Here is a 19,152-nt window from a genome sequence, read left to right as displayed (position 1 = left end):
CATGAAAATTAATCTTCCAACTATATTAACGTTATTCCGAGTTATTTTAATTCCTTTTTTTGTGCTGGCTTTTTATTTATTTCCAACTGAATGGTCTGGTTTTTTTTCAGCATTAATTTTTCTTATTGCTGCAATAACCGATGTGTTTGATGGTTATTTAGCTAGACGTTTAGGACAAACAACCAAGTTTGGGGCGTTTTTAGATCCAGTTGCAGATAAAATTATTGTCACAATAGCCTTAATTCTGATCACTCAATATTATCAAGCATGGTGGATTTCCATTGCGGCTATAATTATCATTTCACGTGAAATCATCATCTCTGCTTTGCGTGAATGGATGGCTGAGGTTGGAAAACGGAGTAATGTTGCGGTTTCATCTATAGGCAAGTATAAAACTATCGCCCAAATGACAGCCCTAACATGGCTCCTTTGGCGCCCTTGCGATATTGTAATATATGCAGGCCTTGTCGCACTATTTATTGCAACAGTTTTAACGTTAATATCAATGGTGCAATATTTATGGATTGCACAAAATGATTTTTTCGATAATCAATAGGTTTCCAAATGATCGTTTTAAGGCATAAATGATTAAAGCAATATGCCATTTTAAAACGACCTATTTTGCTGATTATTAATACAATGGTGTAATTTACATTCAGAATAAAGTTAAACATTAATCAATCAAACAATTTATCTAAAATTTCTATTGACTGAAAAGATAAGACAGGTAAAATGCACAGCATCCGAAACGCAATTACCTTTAGGTAACTAAGTTTTGAGCCCGGGTGGTGAAATCGGTAGACACAAGGGATTTAAAATCCCTCGGCCTTTTTGGCCGTGCGAGTTCAAGTCTCGCCCCGGGCACCATTTACTACACTTTTCTTATGCGGGAATAGCTCAGTTGGTAGAGCGCAACCTTGCCAAGGTTGAGGTCGCGAGTTCGAACCTCGTTTCCCGCTCCAATATCACATTCAATACAACCTATTGAAGTCAGAAAGGTTTAAATTTTGTTTAATACCTTACTTGTACTGAAATGAAATTTAAAAAATATATTTGTTTAAATACAACTATATTGTTAACGTTTATTGCAAATCAAATTATCTCCTCAAACCCAATTAGATTTTCCCAAGCGAAATAAAATCCACAATATGCTCGCATGCTCAACTACACTTTTTTCATGAAATGAATTCCTCATAAACAATGAGTGCATAATACAGTCCCCATGGTTTTAATCTTTTAAGACATTATTTTACTCAAACTTTGAAGTATCGGTAGCGCAAACACGGAGTCGATGGCCATCAGGATCATTTCCTACAAATGTGTATCCGAAATCGAGCATTTGGGGTTCAAGTTCAATTTTAACGTTTAGTTTTTTCCATGCAGAATAAATCGCATCTACATCATTTTTTGTTACATCACTAAATGACAACTCAAAACCACCATAATGATTAGGTGCCTTTGGTGTTATTTTATCAGCCTCTTGAAGTCCCAAAATAAAACCATCATTCAATAAAAATACAGCAAAGCCAGGATAAGTTTCAACAGGTGGACGCCCTAGTATTTTTGTGTAAAACTCTGTGCTAGCATCGACATCTTTGACATAAACAATAACGCTATTAGGTTTAAACATTTTTTCTTTCCTTTTAATGTGAAAATTGATTTACTTAATTTTAGTGATCAATATTATGATGTAGCATTGCTGACAACTGTATGTCATATTTAAAATTCAATCTAAATTATTTTGCAAACATAAAGCATGAAAATTAATCGTATAATTACTACTATCATGGTATTGCTACAAAGAGAAAAAATAACTGGTAAAGAATTAGCAGAAAAATTAAATGTATCATTGCGTACTATTTACCGAAATATACAAGTTATCGAGGGAGCGGGTATACCCATTATTACCTATCAAGGAAGTGCCGGTGGAATAAGTATTTTAAAAAATTATAAAATTAGTAAAGGTCTATTCACTAAAGAAGATGTCATTGTTTTATTAAAAGGCCTTAACTTATTATCCTCACCGGTTTTAAAAGAAAGTGAAAATTTAAGAACATTCGAGAAAATAAAGAGTTTTTTATCAGAACAAGAACTTGATGAAGTGACAAATAACTTAAATCAACTTATTGTTGATTTATCTCCTTGGTTTTGCAAACAAAATATTGATAACAAAATATCTATTATAAGACTGGCACTGAAAGAACAACTGCTTTTATCGTTTGATTATTTAAGTATTAGGAATAAACAAGCGACACGTTTAATTGAGCCATATAAACTTATTTTTAAGGAAAAAGAATGGTATTTACAAGCTTTTTGTCTAACTAAAAATGACTTTCGTGTATTTAAATTGTCAAAAATGTCAAACCTTAGAGAAACTAACACTAAATTTATTAGGCAAACAACGCCTGACGTATTCTCTTTATTCCAAACGGAGATGAAAAAAAAGATTTTTAAAATAAAATTATTAATAGATGAATCGCTTTTGGAACGTATTTTAGATTTTTGTGACGAAAAGATATTAAGAAATTAAACGAACAACAATATATTGTAAATTTTGACTTTATTGATGATGACCACAGTTATGGCATTTTGCTGAGCTTAGGTCATCAATGTATTTGTTTAGAGCCTGAACATATAAGTCACGAACTGGTTGAACGAGCAGAAAAAATAATTAAATCTTATAAAAAATCGGTCAATTCATTGATGTCAAATTATTCTATTAAATAACTTATCATCAATGAATAGTCTCGTACCATAAAATGGTAAGTCAAGGTCTAGTAATGAGTGGTTTGTATTGTACAATAACATGAACTAAAAAATTACATGCAAGTCTCCTATCACCAATCAAATGGATGAATCCAATAATTCTTACTCAATTCATTTTGGTAAACAGCCTTAAATAATGATGTCCTTTAAGAAAACAAAAAGATATCGTTTTTAGATGGACTGTTACTGACATTCAAAATTAGCAGGATTATTGGTATTACCCTCACCTTTGTAAACTGTTTTTTGTGGATATGCACATAATGGTCGTTGCAAAGTAAGATTACCATTCTCTATTTTTTTAGCTGTTAGGGTTTTTGGAGGTTGTTGTTTTTCGACCCAATTTACCAGTGATTCAAAACCATTGATCTGGTCTGCACCATCACCACCATTACAATGATCAACGCCAGGTGCCATATAAAGCTTAACAAATTCATCCGTGTGTTTCTGTCCCCCCATTAATTTTACAACGTGATTGTAATAATGAATCGTCCCTTTTGGTGGGATTAAACGATCATCCCAACCATGCCAAATAATCATTTTTCCACCAGATTTTTTAAACTGGCTCAAATCTGGGTTATCCGTACCCATAATAGGTCTGAATAAATCGACTGAATCATTAAAATAATCGACAAAGCTTTGGTAGTCCATGTTTTTCCAATCAAGATTTGGATTCTGAGCTATCCAATATTTAAAATAATCAACAGGGATTGGAAAAGGTTCATTACCAGCAAGTGCCTCTTGCGGTGCGGTTTTTTCCACACCAAACCATAAGGATTCTCCAAGTTGATTCGTCGGACCTTGCCAAATTTTTCGTAATGCTATAATTTCAGCATCATTAAAATTATGTTCTTTTAAAAAGTTATCAGAAATGTCTAATGCTGTTGGATCATTGATTATACCGTCTTTAATTCCATCTTGTTCATCAGCTAATTGAATTATTGCCTTTCGTAACATTATAAGTTTATGAGTGTCAATCGGATGCCCTAACTCCTTTTGCATAACAACTTGAGGCCACAATTCAGAAGGGATAAATTTGTCCCATTGAATTGCTGGTGCCACAATATAGATACCGTCATATTCAGCGGGAAATCTTTGCGCCTCCATTAATCCTTGTCGCCCACCCGTTGAACAACCATTCCAATATGAATAGTCAGCTGGTTCACCATAATAAGCTTGAATAATTTGTTTAGTTTTAATTGTCATTTCATGAACACTACGATAAGCAAAATCCACTATCGTATCGGCTTGTAACTGATTATTCTTGAATACAAAATCACCTTCAAACAGATTTCCGCTATGTCCGGTATCAGTTCCCACTGTAGCATACCCTTTTTTAACTGCCACAGCTAATTCGTCAAAAGGAATAAAACCAGCATATCCCCCTCCCCCAATGGCTTGTAAACGATGATTCCATTGAGTTGGCATCCAAATTTCAACATTGATTTTAGGTTGAATCACCAATTCAACCCGACAAATTTGAGGAAGATGAGATATTTCTTTTGTATCCGCATTGCGCAATGAATCCGCTAAATTAGACGGCGGCGTAAAACGATCGGCAATAAGTTCTGTTTTGATAATTTTAGCATCATCAAATTTAAGGTTTACTAATGCTTGGCAACGTTTGTTATCATTAGCGTTTGCAAAATTGAAAGTACCAAAACAGCTTAATATCGTCAAAAATAATAGACAATGTTTCATTCTTACCCATCTCCTTGTGAATTTAATCATTTTTTTAAGTTTACAGATTATTAGTATTTTTATAAATGATAATATCAGTTTTACAACGTTATAGTTAGGCTGAAATTTTGGTTAAGTTTATTGCTGTATTTTAAATTTATTTTATAGTTTTGATAATTAAATCATAATTTTTATGTATGCTTAATGATAAAAACAGCCTCGTGTTGAGGCTAATTTATTATTTAATTGATTAATTTGATTTATAAAAAATACTCTATATTCTTTGGCTCAAACCTTAATATTATCTATAATAGCGGCATTTTTATTACCGGTTGTTTGATCAAAGGCTACGGCATAATATTCATGATTAGGTCTTATTCTTAAACTCACTTGACCATTTTCATCTGTGGTATAAGTCATCATGACTTCTCCCGTTTTTCTTAAACAAAGCTGAATTTCGCAATGCGATAAAAGGTTACCCTCTTCATCTTTTACCTGTGCGACAACATCTTTACGATTAACTAGCCAATTAATAATATCATTGACCATCTGTATTGCTTCTTCTGTTAATGGTCGACTAAAAGGAAAACCAATAAAAGCACAATCGCTACCAAAAACCTCACCATTGACATTTAAACTGCCTTGGCGGAATATGGCGGTATTAATATAATAAGTACCATTATACATTTGATTGACTGATAAAATTTCAATTCCAAACTCTTTTTTTAAATCTTCTATTATCATAAATATTTCACCGCTTGAGCTATGTGCGATTGTTTCGTGTTTTCGATCACTTGTTAATACGTCACTAACATTGATTATCCTATTTAAATTTCCACTTGAAAAATACATAGGGTTTTTGGCCATTCCCAGTGACATAATACTGCCCGTACTATTTCTGGTTCCACCTGCTATAACTGGAATACCCTTTTTAGAGCAGTTTTTAATGCAAAATGATGTGGTATATTCTGTTCCATTTCGATAATCCATAATTAAATCGAATGTCGATAAATACTGTTCATTGTAATCTGTCGAGCTTGCTATACAAAAAGTAATGTCATGATATGGATTTAGTGCATCTATCATTGATTGCACTCTTATAAGTTCTTCGCTGCATATAACAATTTTGGCCATTTTGACCTCCTTAATAACGTAATTATGAAATTTAATGCATTGAAAAAAACAATTAACCATTCATTGAAAATCTATTATTAGCATGTACAAGTGATTTTTAGTTCCAAACGTCGTTTTAATATCGTGATAAAATGAATGGTTAAATTGAGAAGTTATAGTTGGTTAGATTAGAATTTCGGTTTTAAGTATTATTTAAAATTATTTAATAGGTTAATTTTATGGGACTTATATTGATATGTTATTATTATGATTAATCAAACTTTGATATTATCTATAATTACTGCATTTTTCTTACCATTATCTTTATCAAATGCAATGACATAGTAGCTTTGTCCAGAAAATACTTCAGCAGAAAATAAACCGTCTTCATTACTTGTTATTTCCGAAACTAATTCTCCTGTTTTCTGATCATATATTTTTACCTCTCTTGAGATTGGTTGATCTGTTTCATCCACCACTTTCCCCGATAGGGTTGTATAATTTTGAAAACAAAAATTAATAGCATTATCGAGCATTTTTATCGCATTTCTTGTTAAAAATTCACGATCTAAGAATGACATAAAAACACAATTTGCGCCAAAAGTTCCCCCATATGTATCGACCGTTCCTTTTTTAAATTGTGCACAAATGATAAAATCATCACGGTCATGATACATGGCACACAGTGCTTCACCCCCAGGTGCCATTGAAGAAATAGGAAAGGACGAACACCATGTTGGTTTCAAATAAGGGGCAAAACCCAATTTAGGGATCTTTTGTGTTATTAAAGATATTTTCAATGGTCTTAAGTAATTCCAATCATTAACTTGATGTTCATTTTGATCAAACATACCTAAATCTTTAGCTAAAGAAACTGTCGATGACGTCCCTTGCGCTACAATTGCAGGAATACCATTATCCACGCATTGTTTAATTACCTCTTTACGCGAATATTGGGTTGTTGATACGATTAAATCGTAGGTCATCAATTGATTATAAGTGATACTGTTATCTATCAGATAATCAACTTGGTGACCTAACCCATCAAATACATTCTTGATGTCTTTTCGATAGGTGCTAGTAGATATAATTGCTATTTTTGCCATAATTTTTCCTATTTAATTTTGACTAGTAGATTATTTTTATCAATTGCTGATTGTTCTTCATGAATTTTAAAAATTAAGTCATTATAAAGTTCAATCGAATGAGAAAATGGTGTAAAACAATAAATATTATCGACAATACTTGATATTTGAATATCTAGCGTTCCCTGAAGATATTCAGAAACATCCAATTCAAATGTAGTAACATCAATAATTTGATCTACAATTATTCTTTTATTGAGTTTGATGGTCAGATGATATTTAACACCACTTTCTGGTGTAATATCGCTTTCATACCATCCAATAAGTTCTCCTGATGTTTGTTGAAGTCGATTTCTCGATGACCATTTGATGTAGAGTTGGTCGGTACTGAGTTTATCGGGAAAATAAAAATTATTTATCGTAACATTTGCAGGAGGATAAGGTTTTGCAGCTCGACCTTGAATATTAATCATTGCACCTGTCGCTAATGAAGGATCTAATGAATCAGTAGAAGTATTTGTAATAATTCGGCAATCAACTTTATCACCTTGATAATATTCATCACTTTTTAATGATAATTGTCCCCCACAAAAATAGACTTTACTCCCTTTTTCATGTTTTTCTGGTAATGTGTCAAGACACCCTCTTTTGACGGTCAGCTGATTGTTAGAAAAAGATTGAACATATAAAATTTCGTTTCCAATCAAGATCCAGTTATAGTCTTGTTCTGGTGGATTAAAGTTGAGTGTAATAATTGATGTAACTTGATCAAGTTCATGCTCTATTAATCTCATTTCACAATCTATGATATTTTCTGGATTCTCAAAAGTATTCGAAAGAGATGTAACCAACTCACTATGAAAAGTCCCCTCAGGTGGCGATGCAATTGTTGCAGCTATTTGACCGATCGACTTATCATCTTGAATCATAAAATCAACTTCTCTTTGCCCGTAATTATAAACCAGTTCATAATAGGGACATTCCATAATAGCGTAATGTTCAGCTGGTTTAGCTAAATTTATATCGGTTGTGGGTATAATGACGGGTTGATTACTTACCACTGTCGATGATGGCAATGAAAACACATCTCTCATGCATTCAACGGTAACTTGATTACTTTTCTGAGTACCGTAATCAAGTGAAGTTACACGCATTACGGCTTTATTTAGCCCTAGCTGTGGCATATCCAATACAAAAACATCACCACGATTAAGCATCCTTCCGTCTAAATTAAGGGTTAATGAAACAGAAGCTAAATCTGAAGATAATGCGGCTAAATCACGAAGTGCTAGTCTAGAAGCTAATGAACGATTGTAAACCATATCATAAGTAACAGTCGTATTATTTTCACGTCCAGCCATCAAAATTAAAGCATCATCCCGAACAGTCACCGAGCCTTGTTTATAGTCATTTGTTCTGTCTATAAAATTGACGGTAACCGAGTTAATCATCTCAGTGATGATATTTTTTTTAATATCGGAAATTTTGACTATATTCGTTTTATCAAAAAGAGGTAATTTTTCAATATGGTAGTCATTTCGAATTACTTTTATTTCAAATTGATTTGTTTTAGCATTTTGATATAAAACACAGTTTGCAGTATTTTCAATATTTTTCTTCAAATCTTCAAACTTACTTTGATCATTCCATATATAAGAAAGACCAAGTTTTTCTCGATAAAAGAGATCAGCAGCTTGTCTAAATGAATCTTCGTTAATGCTGTTCTTGATTAGGCTCGAATTAAAACCATTTTGCTGATTAAGTACTAATTCTCTTAGTATGTGAGCGGGATTCATATCTGCATTGAGATTATTGATTGCATTCATGATGGTATCATAAATAATGTTCGAATCGGTTCCCTTTATTACTGGTATCCCATCTTCTGGCGTATTATCAATTTTTGAACTTAATGATTTATTGGTATTATCAACATTGATACAAAATATATTGACATCATGTTCATCTTGTTCATTAAATTGACCTTTTTTATCAATCATATTATGAATTTCTTCATTTTTGATATGGTCAGCGTTTTCAAGTTCACCATCACTAACAAAAATACAACATCGATTCATTGTTTGATTGAATGTGTCTTTAAAGAAATTTATAGAATGAGATAACACATTTTCAAGATTTTCTCCGCCAACAATTTTTAAATTATCAATAAAAGATAAAAGACCTACAATATCGTTTTGAGAAACTTTTCTAACTAGTTTTGTTTGTGGATTTCCGCCTTGATAAGTGGTTATCAGAATATCTAATCTTAATGTCATCAAATCGATTGAAGTTGAAAGATTTTGTATAGCACGTTTCATCGCTGATTTAAGTGCTTGGATTCGCCCTCCACTCATACTCATTGAAGTATCCAATATAAAATGGATAGCTGTATTTGCACTTCCATTTTCAGTTTTTATCTCTGCTTTACTGTCATACCATTGTCGTGTTTTTTTGGAGTCTTGATAATGTATACGCTGAACAACTGCCGAAATATCTTTCATATAAGGGTTATTTCCCCAATAAAATTGTCGGAATACAAGACCCGCGACATGACGATAAGCCGGTACAATAGCTGATAATTTACTTGCCAAATAACTATTTCGATTATGTTGATGATGACCTGAATACACATCAACTGTACCTGATACACCACCTTCCCTTTTGTCACCACCGAATAATCCTTGTTTATTTATGGCTATTTGTCCATCTTGCACAGCACCTCGCCATGCTGTCCTGTCTGCTACGCTAATATTAGTCAATTTATCTATAGTGCCTTGACATAAAACCATACTGACTCCAGCGTAATATTTATAACCTACAGTTTGCTTTTTCTTACTTCCGCCCATGTTCTACGCTCCGCATGTTCTATAACTTGATTTGCCATTGCATCATTGGTTGATTTTAAAATTTCAGCATCTATGCCTTCTTTCAAAAATTGGTTCCAATCGAGTCCATGACGTTTAAAAAACTCCCGTCCACCACGACTACATTGTTTTACTGCAATCATATCGTCTCTGGTTACAATTATTTTCATTATTTTTTGCCACCTTTTTTTCTAATAGCTGACGTTTTTTTATCTCCAATCCAGGTATAAATTGGATTGGTTATCTTAACGGTACCAAATACAATGGGTATTCCCGTTCCTTCTGTTGAAGTTCCCGTTTTAAATTCATCAGCTTCTATTTTTTGTTGATTTGCTTTGCCCTTTGAAGACACCATCCCAACGACCATTCCAACAACAACAGCAACTAATGCAGAAATTAAAAAAAACATATTTCGCTCCTAAACAATTGAATTACCGTTATTTAACGGTTCTAAAGGTAAATAAGGAAATCCACCATAATTGATGGTGTTATTGAATGAATGACAAGAATTTAGGGTTCTTAAACAACCTTTGTACAGCGTAATTTGTAATATCCCTTTATTTAAATTGTCCAACAATTGCTGATTTTTTCTGATTAGGACTATTGATGATTGATTATGTTCTTTAATAAACGTCTGTTCGCCTTCAGGCGTCCTTAAAATACCTGCCGTGAAATAACCATTTTCAATTTCACGTTCAAATTCAACCGTGACGATATCATTTTCATAAGCTAACACAGTGCCTTTTACCTTAAAATCCTCTCTATTTAGACCACAATGTTCGCCATAAAGAGAATAACGACAATTACGCTGAATTTTTTCATTTACACCAGTTTGCCCTGAGCGTGTAATCAATAATTCAAATGTCATCACCATCTCTTTTTCTGATGTTGATGTCTGAGTTAAACGTCCACTCCATGACATAGTAGTCATATTTTTTTTATCGAGAATATAGATATCAACAAGTAAATGCTTCGTGATATCCGGGTTTATCCATGATTTCACGACTTCATTAGTAATTGGCATGGTTATATCAATTTTATTTTTGGAAATAGCGGCATCCCGTTTTATCGCTGTGCGATTGATGGACTCCTTTTTATATGTCTGATTATCAATATTTAGTTCACGCATACCATTGGTATAACGATATGTATTGATTCCATCATTAAAAACATATAATTCAGCTTGTTTAAAAATATTGATCATCGAAAACCTCGATTATTGGAATGTTAGATTGAGCTTGTAAATAGTTATCGTATTCAATTTGTATATCATCGGTGTCAAAACGACATAACATTAAGTGACTAATTTTTGTTATAGGCTTAGTGATAACTTGATCAATCGTTAATTGAATACTTTTACCCGTATTTTTAATATTGATAATTTTCACATACGAAACACTATCTGGATGAAATAATGCTAAATATTTGAATGATGGGTTAAATGATTGATTTTCTATATAAATCTTATCGCCTAATATATGTGTTTTAACAAGATTTTCATCGTTATCACATAACCAAAATGCGTTAAGTTTTCCTTCGATTCGATAAATAAATTTTTTAAAAGCCTGGATTTCTTTCAGTCCATCAAGGTAAAAAGTCAAAGATCGAGACAGCTTTGAATATTGCCAATTCTCAATTCGGGTAATTTTACCTAGATCATAATCAACAATTTCAATATCTTTTTGAATTGTTGATTCATTAACTCCATAACAATTATGCAATACTTCTAATCCAAGATACTTGATACCATAATTAGCGCCGCTGCTAAAATTCAATTCATGACTTAGTTCAACACTAATATCTATTTGACTTTCATACCCTGAAGTCGTGTATTTAGTATTAGTAAGATAACATGGCATTAATGGAAGAATATACGCTGCTTTATAATGATAATTTATCGGTTTTATATTGACCTGCTTTTCAACAGGAACTCTTTTTTTTAATTCAAACACTAATTTGGTTTTTTTGGGTTCTATGAAAACAAATTCTAATGGCTTTTGTTTTGGTAATTGTAGCCATTCATTTACTTCACTATGTTCAGCATTCTGATAAATCAAAAACTTATCACCCACTTTTTGATTTAAGATATTAGGTATAGTTTTCTGACCTAATTCTAGTTCACCAAGATATATTCCTGACAACCAATCTGGTATCAACCATATCTCAGTAAAATTATTTCTGAGTGAATTTAAATAATAGTTACGATTATGAATATGAGTTAAAAATGAGTATTCATAAGAAACTCGTGGTAAAGCACGTAAACCTATTCTGTGCTCTCTACCGTTTTTTGTTTCGATGATATCAGTTAGCCAGGAAAATGTTTCTTTAGCCCCTTTTATGGGTTGTTCTGTAATGATATTTGACATGTTGGCCTTCTTTAAAATAAGAATTAAGCAATTTTTGATATGTTGACAATGGTGAAAGGCTAGCTAAATGCGCTTTTGTTAATTTGTTCTTGAATGTTTATAAAGAAAAAGCGCCAATTGAGGCGCTTAATTTTATTAGTTACTCAAGTTTTAAATCCACTTTGATCTTATAACTATATGATTTGGGATTTTCAATTTTGATGCAATTTGGTCTTACTTAGACATTTTAATTAACAAGCTTTCACTATTGTTGCTAGTTCATCACCATTTTCTCGATTTATTTGCATTATTCGCTTGACACCTTCTTGAGTAGATAACCATTGCTGTGCACTGTCATTGTCATTGACTAAAGCAATATTAATGATTGGGGCAATAGTTTGTAAGCTACTTTCAGCTTTTTCAGATGTTGAACTTTGATTCGTAATTTGAGGAACTTGTATGCTACTCATATCTCCTCGTTGTAAGGCTTCAAGGTTATTAACCCCTATTCGTTGCGTTGCTGACGCATTCATCACAAATTCTTGACCATGTACTAGACCTGCTACCTGAGTTCGTGCCAGGTTCCCCGTATAACCACCTTTCATAAAGCCTGTAGATTGAGATCGAATGGCTGCGACATTCGCCATACCGGAAGTAATAGCCGCCGCCGCAGCTGCTGCACCCAGAGCCGGGCCTATATAAGGAATACCTGCCATTGATGCATAGGCAGCATTAGCAGATTGATAAGTATTTACAATGGCCTGTGCAATCGCTGCTGCTTTACCAACTTTAGCCATCGTAGCATTATTTGAACTTTGTAATTTTGCCACATTGCCAAAAAATTTATCTGCCTGACTTAAAATAACATCATTTTGTTTGGCCCAAACTTGTGCTCTTAATGATGCGGCAACCGACTGATCAAGATTGAATTTTTCTGTAAGAACATTTATTTGATCATACATCGATTGATATTGTTCAATCTGCAAACTTAATAAGCTCCAAGAGTTTTCGAACATTCCTGTAAATGGACTTCGACTATCTGTGTTCAACACGTTGATTATTTCATTATCATCTAATTCGGACAGACTTAAAGCATTAACCAAATCACCAAAATCTTGTTGCTTTTGTTTTTTTGAATTGTTCTCTAAGCCGTCTTTAATCGCAAGTATTCTCAAATATTCCTGATTCAATTCGATTGTTTTTCTTAATTCAGCATTTTGCTGTTGATTTAATATTAAACCTTTATTCATCAGATCTAGAGTGATACGATTAAATTCATTTTCTATAGCCCTTTCTTGAGAAGAGAGTTTCATCAGTTCCCATGTTCGCTCTAACTCTTTATTATAATTACCAAGTGGATCTATTGATTCATCATATTGCTGATTCAATAATGTCATATAGTCATTGTACTCATTTTGACTAATTGCTGCTTTTTGATAGATGCCTGCCAATTCTGATTGTTTTTTGTTGAATTCTGTTAGTTTATCATTTATTGGATTTAACGAACTTAGTAAAAGTTGTTCATCTGGAGTTATTAATGTGTTATCTGTATTTTTAGCTGTTGATTGATGTTGTGCTATCCCTGTATTTTTTGTTTTTGTCGTCAATGTATTGAAATTTTCATTTGGATTCTTCAATACTTTTGTACGATTTATTACAACCTCAAAGCTTTTTAATATTTCGTTACTTAAGTTTTTAATACTATCTTCAGCTTTCTTAAACGGATCTGTATTCCAACTATTTTTTAACAATGTTTTTAATTTGTTTAAATTTACTCTTGCTGAAACTGAAGCACTATCGATACTTTTTAGCTTTGTTTTGATTGAGGTAGGAATATTCTCTGAAAACTGTATTGTTTCAATTGGCATATAAACCCCTTTTTTGCCTGAATATAATCAAATTGAGGTACAATCTTTATTAACTGATAAGTCTGTCTCTCATGTTGATATATTTTTAAAGCGCTGATTTAAATTATTTATAGGTAAACTTTTTACAAAATAGTAGTAGTTATACAAGTTCATTTTAGCCTTATATAACCACTCTATTTTCAATAAAAAATTTAATGAACTAAGCTTAATAAAGATAAATAATCATCTACTTTTAAAAAATGTTACTTAGTTTTTTGATTTAAAAGCCCGATTAACATGTTTTAAATTTACCTTATCCATTTCACGTATTAGATAAACAAAATCATTCGTATCTTCATTATCTAATTGATAAAACCGAGCGTATTCAATGATTGCTAACCATGAAATAGGTGTTGGGCCCATTGAATGTGAACGTGTCGTATCTAAATCGAGAAAAGCTTGATAGTAAAATTCAAGATGTTCGTCAAGTTCGGGTTTATTTTTGATTTTATCTGGAATTGCTTGTCCCATTTGTTGAGACATTCTGATGATATCTTCGTCCTTTCCATTCATATCAAGTTGATATTCAAGGACTTCAATTAGTTTTTTATATCTTTCTCCAGCTCAACCGTTTTAAATAAATCAATATCACTTGCTTGTGCAATTAAATCATTGAATAAATCTGGCAACTGAGTTAAGAGCTTAATTGCATTGTCAGAAGTGAACGGTATAATTTTATTGTCACGTCCTTGTATGTTTTCCCAGCCTCTTAGTACACCACCAACAAAAGCTTGCATCGAAATTTCAATGACTTTATCTTCTGGCAAAGAATCTAACTGTATTTGTCTTTTGTATTGTTTAGTTAGTTTTTTGATTAACATTGAGTATTTAGAATTTACGCCTCCCATTCGGGCTAAATAGAACGTTGGAATTGTTCCATCTTTATTGGCTCCATAAGTCACTGGAACCCCATCTTTTTCTTTATTTCTATCTGTTTCAAATTGTTCAAATAAGCTCATTTTTTTCTCCTAAAAAGCACAATTATGATTAATATAATTAAACGTTAACATATGGCATGGCTGAATCAGGAAGGTATTCAAATGTTTGATACATCATTGTGTAACCATGTTTGTTTTCCGCCCCTGTTTTCTCAAGTGGTATCGTAATTTTCTGATCTTTTTCTATATTAGGCATACCACCACTTAACGCTAATAAAGGAATGTCAAAAATGACACCTGAATTTTCCGCAGCTAAAATTGTCGAAAAGCCAACATCTGCGTTGTTTCGAATCGCTTCTATCGCATCAACTGAAGAAAAGTATGCGGTAATTGATCCGGTTACACTAAAATTACCAACAGATACATCAAAGCTTCCTAAAATTCCAAGTCCTTTAACTCCTGTAACACCATTAGAAATAGCTAAACTGGAATCAGTAACATAAGCAAATAAAGCACTTGGTGTTGAACTTTTGGTATCATTGATACTTAATTTTTGTCGATAAATATTAGAAGTTGCGTTAAAAGGTGATGATTTATCACATTCTAAACGTTCACCTATAATTCGATCCTTCCCTTTTTTCGTGAAAGAATTACATCCAACATAATTCAAATCTGCAGTAACATATTGCGCTGAACCCATATTAATGGTTAATTCATTTGCAACTGCCCCATTTACGTATTGGGCTTGAATTTCGTTATTAACTGAACCGAGTGTTCGTTCAAAACAATAGGTTTTTTTAACAATTTTATTTTGTTCTTTTTCATTTTTAATTACCGTTCCAAAATAGATTTCTAATTTAATATTAGCACCGGTATCATTTTCAGGCACAAAGTCGGTATCATCAAAAGTTATTGTTTTCGCAGTAATTTCGGTTATTCTTGCCCAACCTCTATTTTTTGGAAAATAAGAGTCCGATGCATCACCACCAACCCAAATCCATTCACCTTCAATTAATCCGAGTTTAGTTAAATCAGTCGAAGTGGAAACCAATTTAGGTAATGTTCCTTTTTTAACTTCCATTGAACAACTACCTGAGCTGAATTTAAAACCTACCGCAGAAATTTTTGCGCTTGCTGGCGGATTCAATTCTTCTAGCTGTGGTGTACTTGAGTTAGTAGAAATATTGTTTTCAGAGCAAGAAGATACAATTTTTAAACCATTGTTTGCAAAATTGCTAAACCCTGAAGCATGAATAATCGTGCCTGTCAGTAATTTTTGCGGTAATTTATTACTATCTGGAAAATTATAACCTTTTGATACACTCTTAATAGGTAATGTTTTACCGCTAAGTGATTGAGTTGTAAATTTTTCTCTTGCTTCTGCAAACATGAAGCCTCGCATTAGCCATGGAAAAATATTTTTAGTCATATCAAGGCTAAAACCTGCTGAAGCATCAATATCAACAATTTTACCCTTTTGATTTTGTCGTGAAGGATTGATCGTTTCTCGCTGTAGTAAGGTTGTAGAACCGCCGAAATCACTATAGCTATTTACTTCGATACCATGCCAAACAGGATTGCTAGGAAGTATTTTTAAATCATCTTCTTCTGCGATGTATAAACTTGTAACATTACTGTCAATTGTTTTTGTTGTATTCATATTAGTTCCTAATTAATTAAATGTTTTAGTTGTATTTGCAAAATAACAATTGAAAATATTGCTATTTTGCGGTGGTTGATTATCAGTATTTCTAAATAAATCGTTAGAATTGAGGCTATCAATTCATCTAATATACTGATGAGATTTCTGATTTAATTTTTTGAGATTGTATTATTAGAAAGTTGTTGAGAGTTTGAATAAACTCACGATGGAGATGATATTTAAGGTTTAAATCTAAAAATTGAAAACGTTACTTATGTTAACTTAAAAAGTTGTAAGAAAAGATATAACATCTTTTTTATACTGATGACACTGTTAGTAAGATAAAATTAATTATTTGTTTACGTTTTTTGAAAACCTCCTTTTTAAATAATTTGGCATTGATCATATAAAAAATAAATCTGAAATATTTTATAAACTATTAATTTCATTTCTATCAACTAAAAAACGGGAAATTATTATTTTAGTAACCCATTAATGTTTTCGAGTAATAAAAAAGCCCCACTATTTATAGCGGGGCTTTAAATAAAATTATCTTAGCTTAGGTTAATTATACAGCAAAAATGTACGGTGTCAATTAATCAGGCTAAATTATCGGTTTTATTTAATTAAAAATACATATATCTCATTAACATAAAATAGATAACTATATGATTATAAATATATTAAATTAATAAAATAATTTTTTAAACATAAGTTCAATTTTCGTTTATGCTAAAAATAAATTGCCGATAAAGCTCACTTTAATAATTTTTAATGATTCAACTTAAAGTTCTAACTTTCGAATCAAAATTGATAAAAAAGATGGATGCTTTTACGATTAGATATGGATGACTTAATAAATAATGTTTTTTTGAACGTTTATAAATTTGCTTGATTCTTATGATGGTGGCCCCTACTGGACTTGAACCAGTGACCAATCGATTATGAGTCGACTGCTCTGACCAACTGAGCTAAGGGGCCTTTAGTGATGTGCTACTAAGTTAGTAGGGTTGCGATTATAATAGACTTAAATCGATTTTGCTATAGTTAAATGCATAAATTAAGTCGGTTTGCTTATTTCTTAATCTTTAATCTATTGGATACTTTGGATTTTAATAACTGATATTTTTAAACCCATTAACCTGTTACAATGTTTTAGGTTATAATTAATGTTCTGTTGTTCTAATGGCTGAGGAAATATTATGTCTTGCAAAAAATTATTATTAGTTAGTTTAACAGTGTCTACAGCGTTATTTTTAAATGCATGTAGTAATTCTCAATATGAGCTTACCCAAGCTGGGCGTCAAGTTCAGTTTGTTGATACTAAACCAACGGCTAATTGCCAACTGTTAGGTAAAGCAGAAGGACGTCGTGGAACATTTTTTTCTGGTACAAAAACACATAGCGAACTGATACGTGATGCTGCATCTGATTTGATGAACAAAGCTGCCACTATGGGGGGAAATGTGATATATGATGCTCAAGATGCATCATTACAATATATCTCAGATGTTGCTCCAACTGATGCGGTTATGGTTGGTGATGTTTATCGTTGTAATTAAGATTGATTAAAAGGGGAAGTACTCCCCTTTTTTATTCACAAAATAAATTTTAATTATCCATTTTGAGCTTCAAATTGTTTCATAAACTCAATTAAGTAATTCACACCTTCAATATCCATCGCATTATAAATTGATGCTCGCATTCCACCGGCAATACGATGCCCTTTTATACCAATAATATTGGCTTGCGTTGCTTCACTGACAAACTTTTTATCTAACTCTTCATTGGGTGATAAAAACGTTACATTCATGATGGATCGATTATTTTTAGCCACAGTGTTTCGATAAAAGTCTGACTGATCAATAAATTGATAAAGTTGTTGCGCTTTAGCATGATTGCGTTTTGCCATCGCTTCTAATCCGCCAAGTTTTTTAATCCATTTAAAAACTAGACCTGACATATACCAAGCAAAGGTTGGCGGAGTATTAAACATAGAATCGTAATCGTTCAACACTTTATAGTCTAAAACGGAAGGCAGAATAGATTTAGCATGACCAAGAAGATCTTCTCGGACAATAACAATGGTAATTCCTGAAGGACCTATATTTTTTTGGGCACCTGCATAAATGATACCATAACGGCTAACATCAATAGGTTGAGATAGAATACAAGAAGAAAAATCAGCCACTACAATTTTATCGTCAAAATTAGGTTCTTCAAATATTTCGATACCATCAATGGTTTCATTTGGGCAATAATGGACATATGCCGAATCACTATTTAAATACCAATCAGACATAGGTTTAACTGATGTAATTCCTGCCTGTTTAATAACAATATTTTGTTCGATAACATTGCAATATTTTTTTGCTTCTTTAGCTGCACATTCACTCCAATATCCACTATTGATGTAATCAGCACTGGTTTTATTCCCTAAAATGTTTAAAGGAACAGCTGCAAATTGTGCGCGAGCCCCACCCTGACAAAATAATATTTTATAATTATTGGGTACTTTTAAAATATCACGCAAATCATTAGTTGCTTCAATCGCACATTGATCAAACTCTTTGCCTCGATGACTTAATTCCATCACCGAAGCGCCCGTATTTTGCCAATTTAATAATTCAGCCTGTGCTTGTTGTAAAACATCAGCAGGTATTTTAGCCGGACCTGCACTAAAGTTATAACTCTTACTCATTGCAATTCACTTTAATCCTTCAAAAAATAGACATACATTTTTACACTGTCTGGCAAGATATACAATCAGATTTTTATCAAGATTTTTTGAATAATCGCCGTCAAATTTGTTTTGTATATTTGATAAGATTATTGAGTAATAAAAACAGTGATAATATAAAAAGCCAGCAAAATACTG

At 32.3% G+C, this 19,152-nt stretch carries 17 protein-coding genes and 3 tRNA genes; 5 read left to right on the top strand and 15 right to left on the bottom strand.

The genetic code is table 11. The annotated features are described in order from the left end of the window. The first annotated feature begins 1 nt into the window (after position 1). The 3 genes from pgsA (at position 2) to ACGH6R_RS00275 (ending at position 962) form a co-directional block, all read left to right on the top strand. On the top strand, positions 2 to 556 hold the full coding sequence (gene pgsA / locus ACGH6R_RS00285) for a CDP-diacylglycerol--glycerol-3-phosphate 3-phosphatidyltransferase (protein WP_267350991.1): 555 nt from the start codon (positions 2 to 4) through the stop codon (positions 554 to 556). Between the two features lie 223 nt (positions 557 to 779). Next, a tRNA-Leu gene (locus tag ACGH6R_RS00280) sits at positions 780 to 867 on the top strand. A 19-nt stretch (positions 868 to 886) separates the two neighbouring features. Further along, positions 887 to 962, top strand: a tRNA-Gly gene (locus ACGH6R_RS00275). Positions 963 to 1,249: 287 nt separating this feature from the next. Here ACGH6R_RS00275 and ACGH6R_RS00270 read toward each other — a convergent pair. Beyond that, positions 1,250 to 1,630, bottom strand: a complete 381-nt coding sequence (locus ACGH6R_RS00270) for a VOC family protein (protein WP_267352264.1) — start codon at positions 1,628 to 1,630, stop codon at positions 1,250 to 1,252. Positions 1,631 to 1,756: 126 nt separating this feature from the next. Here ACGH6R_RS00270 and ACGH6R_RS00265 point away from each other — a divergent pair, with 126 nt between their 5' ends. Continuing rightward, the gene (locus ACGH6R_RS00265) at positions 1,757 to 2,530 is read left to right on the top strand and encodes a helix-turn-helix transcriptional regulator (RefSeq protein ID WP_411598573.1); all 774 of its coding nucleotides are present in this window, start codon (positions 1,757 to 1,759) and stop codon (positions 2,528 to 2,530) included. Positions 2,531 to 2,949: 419 nt separating this feature from the next. Here the strand turns inward: ACGH6R_RS00265 and ACGH6R_RS00260 are convergent, their stop codons facing one another. From ACGH6R_RS00260 to ACGH6R_RS00200, 13 genes are all read right to left on the bottom strand, one after another. Then, complete coding sequence (locus ACGH6R_RS00260) at positions 2,950 to 4,464, bottom strand: tannase/feruloyl esterase family alpha/beta hydrolase (protein ID WP_411598572.1); 1,515 nt, start codon at positions 4,462 to 4,464, stop codon at positions 2,950 to 2,952. A 267-nt stretch (positions 4,465 to 4,731) separates the two neighbouring features. After that, a complete protein-coding gene (locus ACGH6R_RS00255) occupies positions 4,732 to 5,577 on the bottom strand; it encodes a hypothetical protein (RefSeq protein WP_267352267.1) in 846 nt (281 codons plus the stop codon). A gap of 254 nt (positions 5,578 to 5,831) precedes the next feature. Continuing rightward, positions 5,832 to 6,662: a carboxypeptidase-like regulatory domain-containing protein gene (locus tag ACGH6R_RS00250; protein WP_267359811.1), complete on the bottom strand. Its 831-nt coding sequence runs from the start codon at positions 6,660 to 6,662 to the stop codon at positions 5,832 to 5,834. 8 nt (positions 6,663 to 6,670) lie between these two features. Then, positions 6,671 to 9,484, bottom strand: coding sequence for a phage tail protein (locus ACGH6R_RS00245; RefSeq protein WP_267378767.1), 2,814 nt, complete (start codon positions 9,482 to 9,484; stop codon positions 6,671 to 6,673). Beyond that, entirely contained in the window at positions 9,454 to 9,672 is a 219-nt protein-coding gene (locus ACGH6R_RS00240; RefSeq protein ID WP_220217144.1) for a hypothetical protein, read from the bottom strand. Before ACGH6R_RS00240 ends, ACGH6R_RS00245 begins: the two co-directional genes overlap by 31 nt. Beyond that, complete coding sequence (locus ACGH6R_RS00235; protein ID WP_065557716.1) at positions 9,672 to 9,911, bottom strand: hypothetical protein; 240 nt, start codon at positions 9,909 to 9,911, stop codon at positions 9,672 to 9,674. The genes ACGH6R_RS00240 and ACGH6R_RS00235 overlap by 1 nt, the downstream gene beginning before the upstream one ends. A gap of 9 nt (positions 9,912 to 9,920) precedes the next feature. After that, positions 9,921 to 10,706, bottom strand: coding sequence for a phage BR0599 family protein (locus ACGH6R_RS00230; RefSeq protein WP_220217143.1), 786 nt, complete (start codon positions 10,704 to 10,706; stop codon positions 9,921 to 9,923). Continuing rightward, entirely contained in the window at positions 10,690 to 11,868 is a 1,179-nt protein-coding gene (locus ACGH6R_RS00225) for a hypothetical protein (protein WP_411598571.1), read from the bottom strand. The genes ACGH6R_RS00230 and ACGH6R_RS00225 overlap by 17 nt, the downstream gene beginning before the upstream one ends. 230 nt (positions 11,869 to 12,098) lie before the next feature. Beyond that, on the bottom strand, positions 12,099 to 13,715 hold the full coding sequence (locus ACGH6R_RS00220; RefSeq protein ID WP_411598570.1) for a hypothetical protein: 1,617 nt from the start codon (positions 13,713 to 13,715) through the stop codon (positions 12,099 to 12,101). A gap of 246 nt (positions 13,716 to 13,961) precedes the next feature. Beyond that, a complete protein-coding gene (locus tag ACGH6R_RS00215) occupies positions 13,962 to 14,267 on the bottom strand; it encodes a hypothetical protein (protein WP_267352272.1) in 306 nt (101 codons plus the stop codon). Positions 14,268 to 14,293: 26 nt separating this feature from the next. After that, a complete protein-coding gene (locus ACGH6R_RS00210; RefSeq protein WP_267352273.1) occupies positions 14,294 to 14,713 on the bottom strand; it encodes a hypothetical protein in 420 nt (139 codons plus the stop codon). A gap of 37 nt (positions 14,714 to 14,750) precedes the next feature. Further along, positions 14,751 to 16,292, bottom strand: coding sequence for a phage tail tube protein (locus ACGH6R_RS00205; RefSeq protein WP_267378773.1), 1,542 nt, complete (start codon positions 16,290 to 16,292; stop codon positions 14,751 to 14,753). Positions 16,293 to 17,178: 886 nt separating this feature from the next. Next, positions 17,179 to 17,255, bottom strand: a tRNA-Ile gene (locus tag ACGH6R_RS00200). Positions 17,256 to 17,476: 221 nt separating this feature from the next. On the opposite strand from ACGH6R_RS00200, the gene ACGH6R_RS00195 reads away from it, so the two are divergent. Next, on the top strand, positions 17,477 to 17,836 hold the full coding sequence (locus ACGH6R_RS00195) for a DUF4156 domain-containing protein (RefSeq protein WP_267378776.1): 360 nt from the start codon (positions 17,477 to 17,479) through the stop codon (positions 17,834 to 17,836). A 53-nt stretch (positions 17,837 to 17,889) separates the two neighbouring features. Here the strand turns inward: ACGH6R_RS00195 and serC are convergent, their stop codons facing one another. Then, complete coding sequence (gene serC, locus ACGH6R_RS00190; protein WP_411598569.1) at positions 17,890 to 18,975, bottom strand: 3-phosphoserine/phosphohydroxythreonine transaminase; 1,086 nt, start codon at positions 18,973 to 18,975, stop codon at positions 17,890 to 17,892. Positions 18,976 to 19,152: the final 177 nt, after the last annotated feature.

Source organism: Gilliamella sp. CG13 (genome assembly GCF_046635805.1).
GTDB lineage: Bacteria > Pseudomonadota > Gammaproteobacteria > Enterobacterales > Orbaceae > Gilliamella > Gilliamella apicola_I.
Note: the sequence above shows the minus strand (reverse complement) of the source record. Positions and strands in the feature narration are given on the sequence as shown.

Coding starts and splice junctions, on each gene's coding strand:
- pgsA (WP_267350991.1), top strand. CDS start 2: ATGAAAATTAATCTTCCAACTATATTAACGTTATTCCGAGTTATTTTA.
- ACGH6R_RS00270 (WP_267352264.1), bottom strand. CDS start 1,630: ATGTTTAAACCTAATAGCGTTATTGTTTATGTCAAAGATGTCGATGCT.
- ACGH6R_RS00265 (WP_411598573.1), top strand. CDS start 1,757: ATGAAAATTAATCGTATAATTACTACTATCATGGTATTGCTACAAAGA.
- ACGH6R_RS00260 (WP_411598572.1), bottom strand. CDS start 4,464: ATGAAACATTGTCTATTATTTTTGACGATATTAAGCTGTTTTGGTACT.
- ACGH6R_RS00255 (WP_267352267.1), bottom strand. CDS start 5,577: ATGGCCAAAATTGTTATATGCAGCGAAGAACTTATAAGAGTGCAATCA.
- ACGH6R_RS00250 (WP_267359811.1), bottom strand. CDS start 6,662: ATGGCAAAAATAGCAATTATATCTACTAGCACCTATCGAAAAGACATC.
- ACGH6R_RS00245 (WP_267378767.1), bottom strand. CDS start 9,484: ATGGGCGGAAGTAAGAAAAAGCAAACTGTAGGTTATAAATATTACGCT.
- ACGH6R_RS00240 (WP_220217144.1), bottom strand. CDS start 9,672: ATGAAAATAATTGTAACCAGAGACGATATGATTGCAGTAAAACAATGT.
- ACGH6R_RS00235 (WP_065557716.1), bottom strand. CDS start 9,911: ATGTTTTTTTTAATTTCTGCATTAGTTGCTGTTGTTGTTGGAATGGTC.
- ACGH6R_RS00230 (WP_220217143.1), bottom strand. CDS start 10,706: ATGATCAATATTTTTAAACAAGCTGAATTATATGTTTTTAATGATGGA.
- ACGH6R_RS00225 (WP_411598571.1), bottom strand. CDS start 11,868: ATGTCAAATATCATTACAGAACAACCCATAAAAGGGGCTAAAGAAACA.
- ACGH6R_RS00220 (WP_411598570.1), bottom strand. CDS start 13,715: ATGCCAATTGAAACAATACAGTTTTCAGAGAATATTCCTACCTCAATC.
- ACGH6R_RS00215 (WP_267352272.1), bottom strand. CDS start 14,267: ATGAATGGAAAGGACGAAGATATCATCAGAATGTCTCAACAAATGGGA.
- ACGH6R_RS00210 (WP_267352273.1), bottom strand. CDS start 14,713: ATGAGCTTATTTGAACAATTTGAAACAGATAGAAATAAAGAAAAAGAT.
- ACGH6R_RS00205 (WP_267378773.1), bottom strand. CDS start 16,292: ATGAATACAACAAAAACAATTGACAGTAATGTTACAAGTTTATACATC.
- ACGH6R_RS00195 (WP_267378776.1), top strand. CDS start 17,477: ATGTCTTGCAAAAAATTATTATTAGTTAGTTTAACAGTGTCTACAGCG.
- serC (WP_411598569.1), bottom strand. CDS start 18,975: ATGAGTAAGAGTTATAACTTTAGTGCAGGTCCGGCTAAAATACCTGCT.